The sequence below is a fragment of the Pseudomonas sp. LS2P72 genome (genome assembly GCF_054897865.1).
The window spans coordinates 6,012,402-6,029,151 of the sequence record NZ_CM142708.1 but is presented as its reverse complement, the minus strand read 5'-3'; the positions used below and the strand labels follow the sequence as shown (position 1 = coordinate 6,029,151).

The 16,750-nt window shown below is 61.0% G+C and carries 10 protein-coding genes and 1 pseudogene; 7 read left to right on the top strand and 4 right to left on the bottom strand.

Annotated features, from left to right (window positions below):
* Positions 1-24 precede the first annotated feature (24 nt).
* The 3 genes from ampD (at position 25) to ACYZUA_RS27675 (ending at position 3,771) form a co-directional block, all read left to right on the top strand.
* On the top strand, positions 25-594 hold the full coding sequence (gene ampD / locus ACYZUA_RS27685) for a 1,6-anhydro-N-acetylmuramyl-L-alanine amidase AmpD (RefSeq protein ID WP_461961391.1): 570 nt from the start codon (positions 25-27) through the stop codon (positions 592-594).
* A gap of 2 nt (positions 595-596) precedes the next feature.
* Positions 597-1,433 carry a regulatory signaling modulator protein AmpE gene (gene ampE / locus ACYZUA_RS27680; RefSeq protein ID WP_461961390.1) on the top strand — a complete coding sequence of 279 codons (837 nt, stop codon included), beginning with the start codon at positions 597-599 and terminating at the stop codon, positions 1,431-1,433.
* A 307-nt stretch (positions 1,434-1,740) separates the two neighbouring features.
* A complete protein-coding gene (locus ACYZUA_RS27675; RefSeq protein WP_461961389.1) occupies positions 1,741-3,771 on the top strand; it encodes a methyl-accepting chemotaxis protein in 2,031 nt (676 codons plus the stop codon).
* A 128-nt stretch (positions 3,772-3,899) separates the two neighbouring features.
* Here the strand turns inward: ACYZUA_RS27675 and ACYZUA_RS27670 are convergent, their stop codons facing one another.
* Together ACYZUA_RS27670 and cra are read right to left on the bottom strand one after the other, a co-directional pair.
* Positions 3,900-4,676, bottom strand: coding sequence for a TatD family hydrolase (locus ACYZUA_RS27670; RefSeq protein ID WP_461961388.1), 777 nt, complete (start codon positions 4,674-4,676; stop codon positions 3,900-3,902).
* A 3-nt stretch (positions 4,677-4,679) separates the two neighbouring features.
* The gene (cra, locus tag ACYZUA_RS27665) at positions 4,680-5,675 is read right to left on the bottom strand and encodes a catabolite repressor/activator (RefSeq protein ID WP_461964140.1); all 996 of its coding nucleotides are present in this window, start codon (positions 5,673-5,675) and stop codon (positions 4,680-4,682) included.
* Between the two features lie 301 nt (positions 5,676-5,976).
* Between cra and ptsP the strand changes: the two genes are divergently transcribed.
* From ptsP to ACYZUA_RS27645, 4 genes are all read left to right on the top strand, one after another.
* Positions 5,977-8,838, top strand: a complete 2,862-nt coding sequence (gene ptsP / locus ACYZUA_RS27660; RefSeq protein WP_461961387.1) for a phosphoenolpyruvate--protein phosphotransferase — start codon at positions 5,977-5,979, stop codon at positions 8,836-8,838.
* Entirely contained in the window at positions 8,838-9,779 is a 942-nt protein-coding gene (pfkB, locus tag ACYZUA_RS27655) for a 1-phosphofructokinase (protein WP_461961386.1), read from the top strand. The genes ptsP and pfkB overlap by 1 nt, the downstream gene beginning before the upstream one ends.
* Positions 9,780-9,790: 11 nt before the next feature.
* Positions 9,791-11,530, top strand: coding sequence for a PTS fructose-like transporter subunit IIB (locus tag ACYZUA_RS27650; protein ID WP_461961385.1), 1,740 nt, complete (start codon positions 9,791-9,793; stop codon positions 11,528-11,530).
* A gap of 165 nt (positions 11,531-11,695) precedes the next feature.
* Positions 11,696-13,237: an alkaline phosphatase D family protein gene (locus ACYZUA_RS27645; protein ID WP_461961384.1), complete on the top strand. Its 1,542-nt coding sequence runs from the start codon at positions 11,696-11,698 to the stop codon at positions 13,235-13,237.
* 185 nt (positions 13,238-13,422) lie between these two features.
* Here ACYZUA_RS27645 and ACYZUA_RS27640 read toward each other — a convergent pair.
* A pseudogene (locus tag ACYZUA_RS27640) lies at positions 13,423-13,788 on the bottom strand (endonuclease domain-containing protein).
* A gap of 247 nt (positions 13,789-14,035) precedes the next feature.
* On the bottom strand, positions 14,036-16,564 hold the full coding sequence (locus tag ACYZUA_RS27635) for a PepSY domain-containing protein (protein WP_461961383.1): 2,529 nt from the start codon (positions 16,562-16,564) through the stop codon (positions 14,036-14,038).
* Positions 16,565-16,750 lie beyond the last annotated feature (186 nt).

Below are 16,750 nucleotides of genomic sequence, written 5' to 3'. Positions count from 1 at the left end.
ACAGTCGTCGTTGAAGGAACCTGTATGCAGTTGGACCCCGCGAGCGGTTGGTGTCAGGGCGTAGATATTTGCCCCTCGCCCAACTTCAATGCGCGCCCCTCAGACGAAATTTCCCTGCTGGTGATCCACAACATCAGTTTGCCGCCTGCGCAATTCGCCACCGGCAAGGTGCAGGAATTTTTCCAGAATCGTCTGGATGTCACGGAGCATCCCTACTTTGAAGGGATCGCCGACCTGCGTGTGTCTGCGCATTTTCTGATCGAACGTGACGGCACCGTCACTCAGTTTGTCTCTTGTCTTGAGCGTGCCTGGCATGCCGGCGTCTCGAGTTTCGAAGGGCGGGAAACCTGTAACGATTTTTCTGTGGGCATCGAACTTGAAGGCACGGATGATCTGCCGTTCACCGACGCTCAGTATCAGGCGTTGACGACCCTGACCCGGCAGCTGCAAAGCGCCTTCGCGGCCATCACCGCACAACGCATCTGCGGGCATAGCGACATCGCGCCCGGGCGCAAGACTGATCCGGGACCGGCGTTTGACTGGGCACGCTATCGCGCGGCTCTGGCAAAAGCTGTTCTGGAAAATAAGGAGTAACAATGAGTTTTCTGGTGTTGCTGTTGGCGGTCTGGATCGAGAAGTTCTCGGCCCTGCGCCATCGGGTTCAGCGCGATGGTGGATGGGTTCGCGAGCTGAACAAGCTTGAGGTCAGTCCGCGTCTGGCGAAGAGTCCGTGGCTGATTTTGCTGATACTGGTGCTGTTGCCAGTGGCACTGTTGGGTTTGCTGCTGTTGGTACTGGACCCGGTGGCTTACGGTCTGCTGGCGTTGCCGGTGCACTTGCTGGTGGTGATTTACAGTCTGGGCCGCGGTGATCTGCTGGCCGGTCTCGGGCCGTTTCGCGATGCCTGGCGCCGGGAAGACCTGCAAGCAGCCGCTCATGTGGCGAACCGTGACCTGGGTATTTGCGCCGATAGCGGCGAACAACTGCTGGAGCGGGTCGAAGGGCATCTGCTGTGGGAGGCTTACCAGAGCTTTTTTGCGGTGATTTTCTGGTACTTCCTGCTCGGCCCGGTCGCGGCCCTGAGCTATCGACTGCTCGCCCTGGCCGAAGAGCACGGGCAGACCTCGGCCGTGGTCGAGCGTGCGGCCAAACTGCGTCACGCGTTCGATTGGCTGCCGGTACGTCTGCTGGCAGCAAGTTTTGCGTTGGTCGGCAACTTTGTAGCGGTCAGCCGGGTGATGCTGCACGAGTTACTGAACTGGAACATCAGCGCCGCCCAATTGATCGAGAAGGTCGGGCTGGTGGCCGGTGAAATCCCGGCACCGGTGGTCGGGCCTGACGGAATCAACAGCCTCGACCGGATCTGGGAACTGTTGCTGCGCGCGGCGGTGCTCTGGTACGCCGGTTTCGCGCTGTGGACCGTCCTTCCATAAGCACACTGAAATCCTGTATCTGTGGCGAGGGGATTTATCCCCGTTCGGCTGCGAAGCAGTCGTATATTCGGCGCACGCGGTTTACCTGCTTCACCACGAGCACTGGTTTTACGACTGCTTCGCAGCCGAACGGGGATAAATCCCCTCGCCACAGCGCAGCTGCTACCAGTCCGCGTCCCCCCGCCGTTAACCTTAAGTTACAAAACCTCCCGTCGTTTTGAGCTATACAGAGACAGCGCCGAATAGTGGCTATCTGCTCTCGACCCGCGCCTGCCAATAAAAATAAGAAATCGAAGGGAGACTTCCAGTGAAGAGCTTGCTCTATCCCGCCGTCGCGCTGATGAACCGCCTGAGCTTTGGCATGAAGTTCAGCCTGATCAGCGTGCTGTTCCTTGTGCCGATGCTGGTGACCAACTTCTATCTGGTGCGCGATTCTTATCGAGAATTCCAGGGCACCCGGATCGAGCTGCAGAGCCTTGACCTACTGGGCAGCAGCCTGACGTTACGGCGCGATCTGGAAACCCTGAACAACCTGGTGCAGATCAACGTCACCCTCGGTCAGTCCGGCAAGGCCGGCAATGTCGAGTCGCAGATCAATACCCTGGGGCAAAGTGTGTTGACCCGTATGCAAGGGCTGACGGCGATGACCACTGACCCCGAGCAAATCATGGTTTTCGATGGTAAGCGCGATGAAATGATCGCCGCATTCAAGGCCCAGCAAGCGGAAAACTCCCTGCAAAGCAAAAGCGCGATGATCGGCAAGTTGCTCGGCAACGCACAAATTTTCAGCCAGATCATCGCCAGTCAGGCCGGTCTGAGCCGCGACACCCAGAGCGACATGCGCCAGCTGAGCGAACTCATTACCAATGTCACCCCTCCCGTGACGCAACTTCTGGGTGAAGGTCGGGCGATGGGCTCTTTTTCACTGGGGCAAGGCTTTCTCAACTCGGCATCGAGCACTCGTTTTGATGAGTTGCTGGCGCAGATCGAAAAACTGCAGGCCGAATATGCCCTGAAGTTGCAGGATGCGCTGGGCTCCAGCAACGCGGCACGGGAAGCCCTGGCCGCTCAGGCCGATAGCAGCAAGGCGTCGTTGAAAAAGGCCAGTGAACTGTTCGAAGAGCAGGTGGTGATGGCCGACACGCTGGATGCGCCGTGGCAGGGCTTTTACGATCAGGTCACGGGCCTGATGGACCAGACCTACCAACTCAATGAAGCCACGCTGAAGTTTCTTGGCACCCAGTTGCAGCAGCGACTGGAGCAGAACCGCACGCATATGGTCTTGCAGGCCGTGGCGCTGTCGGTGGTGTTTGTGTTGATTTTTTACCTTTACGGCGGTTTCTACGCTTCGACCCGCACCACCCTCAAGCGTCTTGGCGCGGTGATGGACAAGGTCGCGGCCGGCGACATGACGGTGACTTTCAGCGCCAACAGCCGCGATGAGCTGGGTGAGTTGGGTGAGGTGTTCAACGGCACCGTGAAGAAAATCCATGATCTGATCGAGCGAGTCGGCCAGACCGTCAGTGAGGTCGAGCGCCAGGCCGGGCAGGTGGAGAACGTTTCCGCCCAGAGCAACCAGGCGGTGGCGGGTCAGCGCATGCAGATCGAGCAGGTCGCCACGGCCATGAACCAGATGTCGGCCACGTCACTTGAAGTGGCGCGCAGTGCCGCGGCAGCGGTCAGCAGCGCTCATAGCGTCAACGACGAGACCATCAGCGGTCGCGGGTTGGTGGAATCGCAGCAGGGCAGCATCGCGGCCCTTGCCACTGAGATCGATCAGTCGGTGCTGGTGATCAATCAACTGGCCAGCGACAGCCAGTCCATCAGCCGTGTGCTGGAAGTGATCAAGAGCATCGCCGAACAGACAAACCTCTTGGCCCTCAACGCCGCCATCGAAGCCGCTCGGGCTGGTGAGCAGGGTCGCGGTTTTGCGGTGGTGGCGGACGAGGTCCGGACACTGGCCAAGCGCACCCAGCAATCGACCGAGGAAATCGAGCAGATGATCGCCAAACTGCACAGCGGTGTCGGCGCTGCGGTGAAGGCGATGGGGACCAGTCATCAGATGGCCAACGGCACGGTGGGGCAGTCGGAAAAGGTTCAGCAAGCGCTGGAAAACATCCTCGGTGCCGTCGGCATGATCGTCGATCAGAACCAGCAAATCGCCGCCGCGGTAGAACAGCAGACCGCCGTGGCCCATGACATCGACCAGAACATTGTCGAAATCAACCGCGCCGGTGAGCGTACCGCCGAAGGTGCACACCAGACCGAGGATGCCAGTCGCGCGTTGTCGGCTCAGGTGGTGGAATTGAAGCAATTGATCAGCGCGTTCCGGGTCTGAAAAACACCCCGGATCAACTGTAGGAGCCGAGCTTGCTCGCGATGGCGGTCTAACATTCGACATCTTTGTTGGATGACAGGCCGTCATCGCGAGCAAGCTCGGCTCCTACAGTTTGAAGGGCGGGCAGATCACCAGTTGAACAGCTCACAAGCGTTGGCCGTGCTGGCGGCGGCCAATTGCTCAGGGCTGATCGCCATGATCCCGGCCAGTGCCGAACAGATCGCCGGCAGATGCGCCGGGCTGTTGCGTTGGCCGGGGAACATGGCGGGCGCCATGTCCGGCGAGTCGGTTTCCAGTACCACCGATTCAAGCGGCAATTCGGCAAGCACACGATGCATGCGCAGGGCCTGAGGCCAGGTCGCGGCACCGCCAAGGCCCAGTTTGAAACCGAGCTTGATGTATTCGCGGGCTTCTTCTTTGCTGCCGGCGAAGGCATGAATGATCCCCGCGCGTTTCAAGCGAAACCGTTTAAGCGTGGCAATCACCGCCGCGTGGCTGCGTCGCACATGAATCAGCGCGGGAAGATTGAAGTCCGCCGCCAGTTGCAGTTGCGCGTCAAACAACGCCTGTTGGCGTTCACGGTCCAGGGTTTCGATAAAGTAATCCAGACCGATCTCGCCCACCGCGCACAACTGCCGATGACCCGCCAACCGGGTCAGCCAATCACCCAGTTCGTGTAAATCTTCAGGGCGATGATCATCCAGATACACCGGATGCAAACCAAACGCCGCATACAGGTCGGGATCGCTTTGCACCAGATCCCAGACCCGCTGCCAATTGCCCTGGTAAACCCCCAGCACCACCATCCGCCGCACGAAGAGGGCGCGGCTCTCGGCCAACAACGCCGTGCGATCCTCGTCGAAGTCCGGAAAATCCAGATGAGTGTGGCTGTCGATCAGCTCCACGGTTCACTCCTGGCGAATACGCTGCTTGAAGGTCCGCGCGATGGCCTGCACGCCGGGTTGGTAATCCGATTGCTCGATGGCGGCCAGGGCCAGTTCCAGCGCTTTGTCGGCGATAAGCTGATGCTGCTGGGCCATGGCGTTGACCGGCAGCGGCAGGAAATCCAGCAGCTGTGTGTCGCCGAAGGTGCCGAGGCGCAGCGGGCGGGTTTTGAGCGGGAAGTCGTGCAAGGCATCGAATACGCCCTGAAGCAGCACGTAGGAAGTCGTCACCAGCGCATCCGGCAAATGACCCAGACGCTGTAGCAATTCGTCCATCAACTGCTTGCCGCACTCACGACTGAACGACTCGGCGTGCTCGATCAGCACCTCGCCTTTGAACCCGTCCAACGCTTCTTTGAAACCGCCCGCCCGCTCCTGGCTGATGCTCAGTTCGGGGCGTGCGCCAATCAGTGCGATCTGCTTGGGCAGCGGGTCGAGTAGACTGCGGGTCAGTTGCAGGCTGGCCTCGCGGTCATCGCTGATCACCGAACAGAAATGCTCAGGCTCCATGACCCGGTCGATCGCGATGATCGGAATGCCCTTGGTCTGCAGTTGGCGATAGCTGTCATCGCCGGCCGGCAGGCAACTGGCAACGATCAATGCATCGCAGCGTCGGGCCCGGAACAGTTTGAGCAATTGCCGTTCGCTGTCCGGTGCATCGTCGGAACTGGCGATCAGCAGTTGATAGCCGCGAGCGCGGGCGCCTTGTTCCAGCAGTTTGGCGATTCGCGCGTAACTGGGGTTTTCCAGGTCCGGCAGAATGAAACCCAGGGTGCGGGTATGCCGACTGCGCAGCCCGGCAGCCTGGGGGTTGGGCGCAAAGCCATGTTGTTCGACGACCGCGCGCACGCGCTCGACGGTGGCACTGCTGATACGTTGTTGTTCTGCCTTGCCATTGATGACGTAGCTGGCGGTGGTGACGGACACACCGGCCAACTGGGCGATATCACTGAGTTTCAACCCGGGGTTTTCCTTGTTTTTTCGAGCTTGCCTCGACATTTTCGCCAATCCTACCCGATTAAGGCAGACGACCATCGTCGCGACGCATCCGACAATTGGACTTCAAGGATGAGACATTATCGAGTAACGTGCCAATCATTCTAGATTAAACGTTTCAGCAAGCGTATTTTCTACGTTTTAGGCTCCTTTGCCGGTTCTGCCGCGAAACCGCCAAAACTGCCCCTGAAAAGGTGTGCCTAAGCGCCTAAGCTGAATCATTCAAAACAATACCTGGCGTCCAAGACGCCAAAAAGGAGAAAGCATGCTCGAGCTCACCATAGAGCAGATATCCATGGGCCAGTCGGCTGTGGATAAGTCCGCAGCGTTGCAACTGCTGGCGCAGCATCTGGTCACCGACGGCCTGGTGGCCGAGGGTTATCTCGCTGGTTTGCAGGCGCGCGAAGCCCAGGGCTCGACCTTTCTCGGTCAAGGTATTGCCATCCCCCACGGTACGCCGGAAACCCGCGATCAGGTGTTTTCCACCGGCGTGCGGTTAATGCAGTTCCCTGAAGGCGTGGACTGGGGCGATGGTCAGATCGTCTACCTGGCGATTGGTATTGCGGCCAAATCCGACGAACACCTGCGTCTGTTGCAACTGCTGACCCGCGCCCTCGGCGAAACCGACCTGGGCCAGGCCCTGCGCCGCGCCAGTTCCGCCGAAGCCTTGCTGAAACTGCTGCAAGGCGCGCCGCAAGAACTGGCGCTGGATGCACAGATGATCGGCCTCGGTGTGTCCGCCGATGACTTCGAAGAGCTGGTCTGGCGCGGTGCGCGTTTACTGCGACAGGCCGACTGCGTGAGCAACGGTTTCTCCGCCGTGTTGCAGCAAGTCGATGCGTTGCCGCTGGGCGATGGCCTGTGGTGGTTGCACAGCGAGCAAACGGTCAAGCGCCCGGGCCTGGCCTTCGTCACGCCGGACAAACCCATGCGTTACCTCGGCCAGCCGCTCAGCGGTCTGTTCTGCCTGGCCAGTCTCGGTGAAGCCCATCAGGCCTTGCTCGAGCGCCTTTGTGCATTGCTGATCGAAGGTCGCGGCCACGAATTGGGCCGCGCCACCAGCAGCCGTAAAGTCCTCGAAGTCCTGGGCGGTGAGCTGCCGGCCGATTGGCCGAGCGCTCGCATCGCCCTGGCCAACGCCCACGGCTTGCACGCGCGTCCGGCGAAGATCCTCGCGCAACTGGCGAAAAGTTTTGCAGGTGAAATCCGCGTACGCATCGTCGATGGCCAGGACAGCGCGGTGTCGGTGAAGAGCTTGAGCAAACTGCTCAGCCTCGGCGCCCGTCGCGGTCAGGTGCTGGAATTCGTCGCCGAACCGAGCATCGCCGCCGATGCCTTGCCAGCCTTGCTGGCCGCCATCGAAGAAGGCCTCGGTGAAGAAGTCGAGCCGCTGCCAGCCGTGAGCCAACAACGCGAAGTGATCGCCGATGTGGCCGAGGTAATCCTCGCGCCAGCCTCCGGCAGCCTGGTCCAGGCCATCGCCGCCGCACCGGGCATCGCCATCGGCCCGGCGCACATTCAAGTGCTGCAAACCATTGATTACCCGCTGCGCGGTGAGTCTGCCGCGATCGAGCGCGAGCGTCTCCAACAGGCATTGGCGGACGTGCGTCGTGACATCGAAAGTTTGATTGAACGCAGTAAGTCCAAGGCCATTCGCGAGATTTTCATCACTCACCAGGAAATGCTCGACGATCCGGAATTGACCGATGAAGTCGACACCCGTCTCAAGCAAGGCGAAAGCGCCGAAGCGGCGTGGATGGCGGTGATTGAAGCAGCGGCCAAACAACAGGAGTCGCTGCAGGACGCCTTGCTCGCGGAGCGCGCCGCCGACTTGCGTGATATCGGCCGTCGAGTGCTGGCGCAACTGAGTGGCGTCGAAACCCCGAGCGAGCCTGAGCAACCGTACATTCTGGTGATGGATGAAGTCGGTCCGTCCGACGTCGCGCGCCTTGATCCGGTGCGTGTCGCCGGCATCCTCACCGCCCGTGGCGGTGCTACCGCTCACAGTGCGATTGTCGCGCGAGCCCTCGGTATTCCAGCGTTGGTCGGCGCCGGGCCGGCTGTGTTGCTGCTGGCGCCGGGCACGCCGTTGCTGATTGATGGTCAGCGCGGCCGCCTGCACGTGGACGCCGACGCGGCGACCTTGCAGCGCGCCACCGAAGAACGCGACACCCGCGAGCAACGTCTGAAAGCGGCCGCCGAACAACGTCATCAACCGGCACTGACCACTGACGGTCATGCGGTGGAAGTGTTCGCCAACATCGGCGAAAGCGCCGGCGTGACCAGCGCGGTGGAGCAGGGCGCCGAAGGCATTGGTCTGCTGCGTACCGAACTGATTTTCATGGCCCACTCGCAAGCGCCGGACGAGGCGACCCAGGAAGTCGAATACCGTCGCGTCCTCGATGGTCTGGCCGGTCGGCCGCTGGTGGTGCGCACCCTCGACGTTGGCGGTGACAAACCGCTGCCGTATTGGCCGATCGCCAAAGAAGAAAACCCGTTCCTCGGCGTGCGTGGCATTCGCCTGACCCTGCAACGTCCGCACATCATGGAAGCTCAGTTGCGCGCGTTGCTGCGTGCTGCGGACAACCGGCCGCTGCGGATCATGTTTCCCATGGTCGGCAGCGTTGATGAGTGGCGCCAGGCGCGGGACATGACCGAACGTCTGCGGCTGGAAATTCCGGTTGCCGACCTGCAACTGGGGATCATGATTGAAGTGCCGTCGGCTGCATTGCTGGCGCCGGTGCTGGCCAAAGAGGTCGACTTTTTCAGTGTCGGCACCAACGACCTGACCCAATACACCCTGGCCATCGACCGTGGCCATCCAACCTTGTCGGCCCAGGCTGACGGCTTGCACCCGGCGGTGCTGCAACTGATCGACATCACCGTGCGTGCGGCGCATGCCCACGGCAAGTGGGTCGGCGTGTGCGGCGAGTTGGCGGCCGATCCGCTGGCGGTGCCGGTGCTGGTCGGTCTGGGTGTGGATGAGCTCAGTGTGTCGGGTCGCAGCATTGCCGAGGTCAAGGCGCGGGTTCGCGAACTCAGCCTGGCCCAGACCAAAATCCTTGCCCAACAGGCCCTTGCCGTGGGCAGCGCCAATGAAGTGCGCGCATTAGTGGAGGCCCTGTAATGGCCAAGATCCTGACACTGACCCTCAACCCGGCGCTGGACCTCACCGTCCAGTTGCCGCTACTTGTCCCCGGCCAAGTCAACCGTAGCGACGAGATGCACACGCATGCCGCCGGTAAAGGCGTGAACGTGGCACAAGTGCTGGCGGACCTCGGGCATCAGCTCACGGTCAGCGGTTTCCTCGGGGAAGACAACCTTCAGGCGTTCGAAACCCTGTTCGCCAAACGCGGGTTTGTCGACGCATTCATCCGTGTTCCGGGTGAGACGCGCAGCAACATCAAACTGGCGGAAAGCGATGGGCGCATCACCGACATCAACGGTCCCGGACCCTTGGTCAGTGAAGCCGCGCAGCAGGCGTTGCTTGATCGACTTGATCAAATTGCGCCCGGTCATGACGCGGTCGTCGTTGCCGGCAGCCTGCCCCAAGGGATCAGTCCTCAGTGGTTGCAGGCGTTGATTGTGCGTTTGAAAAATCTCGGTTTGAACGTAGCGCTGGACACCAGTGGTGAAGCCTTGCGGGCGGCGCTCCAGGCCGGCCCGTGGCTGATCAAGCCAAACACCGAAGAACTGGCCGATGCGCTGGGCTGCGAGGTGGTTTCGGTGGCTGCGCAAGCGCAAGCCGCGAGCCGCTTGCACGCTCAAGGCATCGAGCACGTGGTGATTTCCGACGGCGCCGACGGTGTGAACTGGTTCAGTGTCGGCTCGGCGCTGCATACCACGCCGCCCCAGGTCAGTGTCGTCAGCACCGTGGGCGCAGGCGATTCGTTACTGGCCGGCATGCTCCACGGTCTGCTCAGCGCCGACACACCTGAACAGACCTTGCGCACCGCCACGGCGATTGCCGCGATGGCGGTCACCCAGATCGGTTTCGGAATTGGCGACGCCACGCAGTTGGCGCGGCTCGAACAGGGCGTGCGCATGCGCTCCCTGACAGAACAATAAGAGGGTTTGTCATGAAGTTAGCCATTGTTACGGCCTGCCCGAACGGCATGGTCACCAGTGTGCTGTGCGCCCGTCTGCTTGATGCGGCGGCCCAGCGTCAGGGCTGGAGCACCAGTGTTGAAGTCAACGATGCCGCGCACCCTGAACGCCAATTGTCGGCGGCCACGATCGAGGCGGCCGAGTGGGTGTTGCTGGTGACTAGCGCGCCGGTGGATATGTCGCGATTCGTCGGCAAGCGGGTGTTCCAGAGTACCCCGGCACAAGCCCTGCAAGATGTTGAAGCAGTGCTGCGACGCGGTGCTGAAGAGGCTCAGGTTTACGTCGCCCCCGAAGCCGTGGCCGAGCCTGCCGCCCCTGTGAAAAACGCCCCGCGCCTGGTCGCGATTACCGCATGCCCGACCGGCGTCGCTCACACCTTCATGGCCGCCGAAGCCTTGCAGCAAGCGGCCAAGCGTCTGGGCTACGACCTGCAGGTGGAAACCCAGGGCTCGGTCGGTGCGCGCAATCCGCTGAGTGCAGCGGCCATTGCCGATGCGGACGTCGTGCTGCTGGCCTGTGATATCGAAGTCGCTACCGAGCGTTTTGCCGGCAAGAAGATTTACCGTTGCGGCACCGGCATCGCCCTCAAGCAAGCCGAGGCGACGCTGAATAAAGCGTTGGCCGAAGGTACGCAGGAAACCGCTTCGAGCGGTGCCAAAGGCCCGGCCAAGCAAGAGAAAAGTGGCGTCTACAAACACCTGCTGACCGGCGTGTCGTTCATGCTGCCGATGGTGGTGGCGGGCGGTCTGATGATTGCCTTGTCGTTCGTGTTCGGCATCACTGCTTTTAAGGAACCCGGCACGCTCGCGGCAGCCCTGATGCAGATCGGCGGCGAGACCGCGTTCAAGCTGATGGTGCCGCTGCTGGCGGGTTACATCGCCTACTCGATCGCCGACCGTCCGGGCCTGGCGCCGGGGATGATTGGTGGTCTGCTGGCAAGCACTTTGGGCGCCGGTTTTATCGGCGGGATCATTGCCGGTTTCATCGCCGGTTACGCGGCGCAGGCGATCAACCGTTATGCGCGCTTGCCGCAAAGTCTTGAGGCGCTGAAACCGATCCTGATCATCCCGTTGCTGGCGAGTCTGTTCACCGGTCTGGTGATGATCTACGTGGTCGGCAAACCGGTGGCCGGGATGCTCGAAGCCCTCACGCACTTCCTCGACAGCATGGGCACCACCAACGCGATTCTGCTCGGTGTATTGCTGGGCGGGATGATGTGCGTCGACCTTGGCGGGCCGATCAATAAAGCCGCCTATGCGTTCTCGGTAGGGCTGCTGGCGTCGCAAAGTTATGCACCGATGGCCGCGACCATGGCGGCCGGCATGGTGCCGCCGATTGGCTTGGGCATCGCTACGTTTATCGCGCGGCGCAAGTTTGCCCAGACTGAACGCGAGGCCGGTAAAGCGGCGTTGGTATTGGGGCTGTGCTTTATCTCCGAAGGCGCGATTCCGTTTGCCGCGAAAGACCCGCTGCGGGTGATCCCGGCGAGCATTGCCGGTGGTGCGCTGACCGGTGCGTTGTCGATGTATTTCGGCTGCAAACTGATGGCGCCGCACGGCGGATTGTTCGTGCTGGCGATCCCGAATGCGATCAACCATGCGCTGTTGTATCTGCTGGCAATTGTGGCCGGGAGTTTGCTGACGGCGGTGGTTTACGCGGTGGTCAAGCGCCTCGAAGTCGTTGAGCTGGCAATAGAGCCCGTCAGCGCCTGACACCCAACCCTGTAGGAGCCGAGCTTGCTCGCGATAGCGGTTTAACATTCACCGAAAATGGTGGCTGATACACCCCCATCGCGAGCAAGCTCGGCTCCTACAAGGGGCGTGTCACAGCCGTTTCACACGGCCATGTTTTAGTTTTTCCTTTTCAGGGAGAACACCATGAGCGAATTCGACCTCGGCCGTCGTCGTGTCATACAAGCCGTCGGCGCCGGGCTGTTGTTGCCAGGCCTGGCGCCGGCGGTGATTGCTTCGGTCAAGGATCGTCCGCAACTCACCGATGGCGTGCAGTCCGGCGACGTGCAGGGCGACCGGGCGATGATCTGGAGTCGGTGCGATCGTCCGGCGCGAATGGTGGTGGAGTGGGACACCCGCAGCCTGTTCAGCAACCCTCGTCGTTTTGTCTCGCCATTGGCCGATTCCAATACCGATTTCACGGCCCGCGTCGAACTCACTGGCCTGCCCGCCGACCAGGCGATTTTCTACCGCGTGCACTTCGAAGACGCCCAGAGCGGCGTCGCCAGCGAGCCTTGGTTCGGCCATCTGCGCAGCGTGCCGCAAACCCGTCGCGACATCCGTTTCGTCTGGAGCGGCGACACCGCCGGCCAAGGCTTCGGCATCAACCCGGACATCGGCGGCATGCGCATCTACGAAGCCATGCGATTGCGCCTGCCAGATTTTTTTATCAACAGCGGCGACACCATCTACGCTGACGGCCCCGTACCTGCGCAGCTCACCACAGAGAGCGGCCGCGTGTGGCGCAACATCACCACTGAAGCCAAGAGCAAAGTGGCCGAAACCCTCGACGACTATCGCGGTAATTACCGCTACAACCTGATGGACGAAAACATCCGCCGCTTCAACGCCGAGGTTCCGCAGATCTGGCAATGGGACGACCATGAAGTGGTCAACAACTGGTCACCGGGCAAGCCGTTGGATGAGCGCTACAAGAGCAAAGATATCCACAGCCTGGTCGGCCGCGCACGTCAGGCCTGGCTCGAATACGCACCGATGCGATTGCAGAGCGCCGATGGCGGCGGGCGGATTTATCGCAAGCTCGGTTATGGGCCATTGCTTGATGTGTTCGTGCTCGACATGCGCAGCTATCGCGGGGCCAATGACGACAACCTCGGCGATGCAAAACCCTTCCTCGGACGTGAACAACTGGACTGGCTGAAAGCTTCGTTGAAAGCTTCCAGCGCCCAGTGGAAAGTCATCGCCGCCGACATGCCCATCGGCCTCGGCGTATCGGATGGTGAAGTCAGCCCCGGCGTGATGCGTTGGGAAGCCGTGGCCAATGGCGATCCGGGACCGGCCCAGGGACGTGAACTGGAAATCGCCGAATTGTTGGGTTTTCTGCGGGAGCAACAGGTGCGCAATTTTGTCTGGCTGACGGCGGATGTGCATTACTGCGCAGCGCACCATTACCATCCGGACCGTGCGGCGTTTCAGGATTTCGAGCCGTTCTGGGAGTTTGTCGCCGGGCCTTTGAATGCGGGCAGTTTCGGGCCTGATTCGCTGGATAAGACTTTTGGGCCGGAGGTGGTGTTCGAGAAAGCACCACCGGCACAGAACACCTCACCGTTTGGCGGGTTTCAGTTTTTTGGTGAGGTGAATATTGATGGGCAGACGGCGGAGATGAGTGTGGTGTTGCGGGATTTGGATGGGGTGGGGGTGTTTGAGCAGAAGCTGCAACTGGTTTGATTGTGTGAGTCTTAAAAGGCCACCCCTCACCCCATGGGGGAGAGGGGGAAAGGGAGCCGATCTGCTTTGGATTCGAAACACGAGTTCGACCCGGAATTTCAGGTCGATGTATAGCTCAAGACACCTCGGTCAGTCCCCTCTCCCTCCGGGAGAGGGTTAGGGTGAGGGGGGATTCTGGATCAGAATCACGACGTTCGATTCACAGCAATCCTCATGATTTGCTCAAGCACTTCACTCATCCGCTCAATAACCTCTAAATTGCTAAACCGCACAACCTCAATACCTTGCTGCTGAAGGTAAAGCGTTCGACGCCGGTCATGTATTTTTGCTGCTGTCTCGTAATGCTGACCACCATCCAGTTCGATGGCCAACTTCAGTTCCACGCAATAAAAATCCAGGATGTACGGCAGGCATGGAAACTGCCTACGGAATTTCAGATTGGCGATTTACCGAGAACGAAGTTTTTGCCAGAGCAACAGTTCGCAGTCGGTTTGGTGGGTGCGCAGGTGGCGGGCGAATTGGCGTTGGTTGGAGGAGGGGCGGGTGGGCATGCTTTACGTCCGTGTGAAGGGGGATGGAGGTTTTACTGTAGTCGGGATTTTGGGGATGACTTGAAATCGACCCCTCACCCCAGCCCTCTCCCCATGGGGAGAGGGGGAAAGGGAGCCGATCTTCATCGTATCCAAACCTGAGTTCGACTCGATTTTTCAGGTCGATGTATAACGTGAGACACCTCGGTCAGTCCCCTCTCCCTACGGGCGGTCCGACGTTTCGGGAGGGCTAGGGTGAGGGGCTCTTTTAGTAGACGTCGCGTCGGTAGCGACCTTGCTCGATCAGGCGGTCGACCTCTGCAATTCCGAGTATTTCGTTGAGCACGTGATCCACGCCTGAAGCCATCCCTTGCAAGCTGCCGCAGATGTAAATGACCGCCCCCTCGGCCAGCCATTTTTTCAGCTCGTCCGCCGACTCACGCAGCAGATCCTGCACGTAGATCTTCTCGGCCTGGTCTCGGGAAAACGCCAGGTCCAGCCGCTCCAGATCCCCCGAAATCAACCACTCCTCCAGCTCATCGCGACACAGATAGTCATGCTCGCGATTGCGTTCGCCGAACAACAGCCAATGACGTTGCTGCCCATCGGCGATCCGCGCCTTGAGCAAGCTGCGCAGCCCGGCCAGGCCGGTGCCGTTGCCCAGCAGGATCATCGGTGTCGGCTCGGTCGGCAGGTGGAAACCGCTGTTGCGTCGTACGCGCAGGCTGATGGTGCCGCCCACCGGGGCGTGTTCGGTCAGCCAGCCGGAGCCGACGCCCAGGCTGCCGTCGGGATGCAGTTCCTGGCGCACGATCAGTTCGAGGATGCCATCGGCGGCGATCGAGGCGATGGAGTATTCGCGCATGGCCAAGGGCACCAGCGCATTCACCAGCGCCTGGGCATGCAGGCCTACCAGGTGAGTTCTGTTTTCTGGCAGTTGTCGACTGGCGAGGGCTTGCTCCAGCGGTTGCGACAGGCCATCGAGCGCAACCGTGGCGCGACCGTCAATGCCCAGGCCATCGAGGAAATGTTCGATCGCCCACGGACAATTGCGCGGCAACACTTCCACCAGGTCACCGGCCAGCCAACTGCTGGTGGTGGGGGCGGTGAGGCCCAGCAAGTACACACCAGAACTCGCGCTGTCAGGGTTGAGCAACTCACGGCGGGTCAGGTTCCAGTTGTCGTACCTTGGCGCTTGCCAGGTGTCCACGGGCGCCTGTCCGGTCAGTAGACCCAGTTGTTGCTGCCAGTGACGCAAGGCGTAAGGGTCGCCGCTGTCGACTTCCACCGGGGCGAACAGGGTCTTGCCGCCGTGCTCGCCCAGCCAGGTGTGCAAGCGTCGGGCGAAGCCGCAGAAATGTTGATACTGGCGATCACCAAGCCCGAGCACGGCGTAGTTCAGGCTTTCCAGGCTCAACGTCCGACCCAGCACTTTGCGCTCGAAACCCCGGGCGCTGTCCGGTGCTTCACCGTCGCCGAAGGTGCTGACCACGAACAACGCATTGCTGGAATCACGCAAGTCTTGCTCGCTGACGTCCGCCAGCGGCTGAACCTTCACCGGCAGGCCTGCAGCCTGTAATTGCCCGGCGGTCTGCCACGCCAATTGCTCGGCAAAGCCGCTCTGGCTGGCGAAGCCGATCAGCCACGCTGGCGCGTCGCTACCCGGTTGTGCAAGGCCTTTGCGAGCATCCTTGATCTGCTTTTTCTTGCGTCGACGATCGAGGTACAACAACCAACCGGTGACGAAAAACAGCGGCATCGTCAGCGCGCTGATCGTCAGGATGATCCGCCCGACAATGCCGAAATAGCTGCCGACGTGCAGCGCGTAGATGCTGGTCAGCAACTGCGCCTTGAGGCTCTTGTCGCTGTAGCGATCATGCCGCGCGACGATGCCGGTCGCCGGGTCCAGCGTGATCCGGTTCAGCGCGCGGTCGTGAGGTGAGGTGTTCAACAGGTAGAACACGGTGGTCGGCTGCCCGGCCACGGGCGGCATGCGGATGTTGTAGGCACTCAGTGCCGGGCCGGCAGCGCTGTAGATGCTGCTCCACATCGCTGCGTAGTCGGCGGTGGGCGCCGGGCCGCTTGGCGCAGGGCCACGACCGCTACGGACGCGCTCGTTCTGTGGTGAGTCGGAAAGCAATCGGGTCAGGCCCTTGTTGTACCACTCATAGGACCAGGACAACCCGGTGAGCGCTGCCAGGAGGTAAAACACCAGGCACCAGGTACCGGCGACGGAGTGCAAATCCCAGTTGAAGCTGCGGCCTTTTTTCTTCCAGTCAAAGGTCAGCCAGGCACGCCAGCTTTTCCACTGGCGCGGCCAGCGCAGGTACAGACCGGACAGGCAGAAGAACAGCAGAATCAGCGTGCACGCACCGGTGATTTGCCGACCGCTATCGCCCATGGCGAGGAAACGGTGCAGTTGCAGCATCAGGCCGAAGAAATCCTGGCCGGTGGCGTCGCCCATGAACTCGGCGGTGTACGGGTCGAAGTAGCGCATCTGCCCACGGCGCTCGCCCGGTGGCGGAGTAAAGATCACGCGCGCGGCGTTACCGCTGTCGGTCTCGACCCAGAGCATCGAGACTTTCTTGCCCGAGGCGCCTTCGATTTTTTCCACCAGTTCAGCGGGCGGCAGGACGCCGGCGACCTGCTTTTCGACCTGCAACACAGAAGGGTTCAGCGCGCGCAGGATTTCATCCTGAAACGACACCGTCGCCCCGGTGATGCCCATCAGGGCCAGGACCAGTCCGGCGCTGATGCCGAAAAACCAGTGCAACTGGAACAGGGTTTTCTTCAACACGTTGCTCGCCTTGTTCGTTCGAAAATATTGATCACGGCGCGCATTATGCCGTGGGTTGTCGAGAAACATTCTTTCTTACGCACAAAAGCCCCGTTCATAGAGATGAACGGGGCCAGGGTGTTTTGCCCACCACTCTAGTGTGGGAGCGAGCCTGCTCGCGAAGGCTACGTCAGCCCCAACAGATAA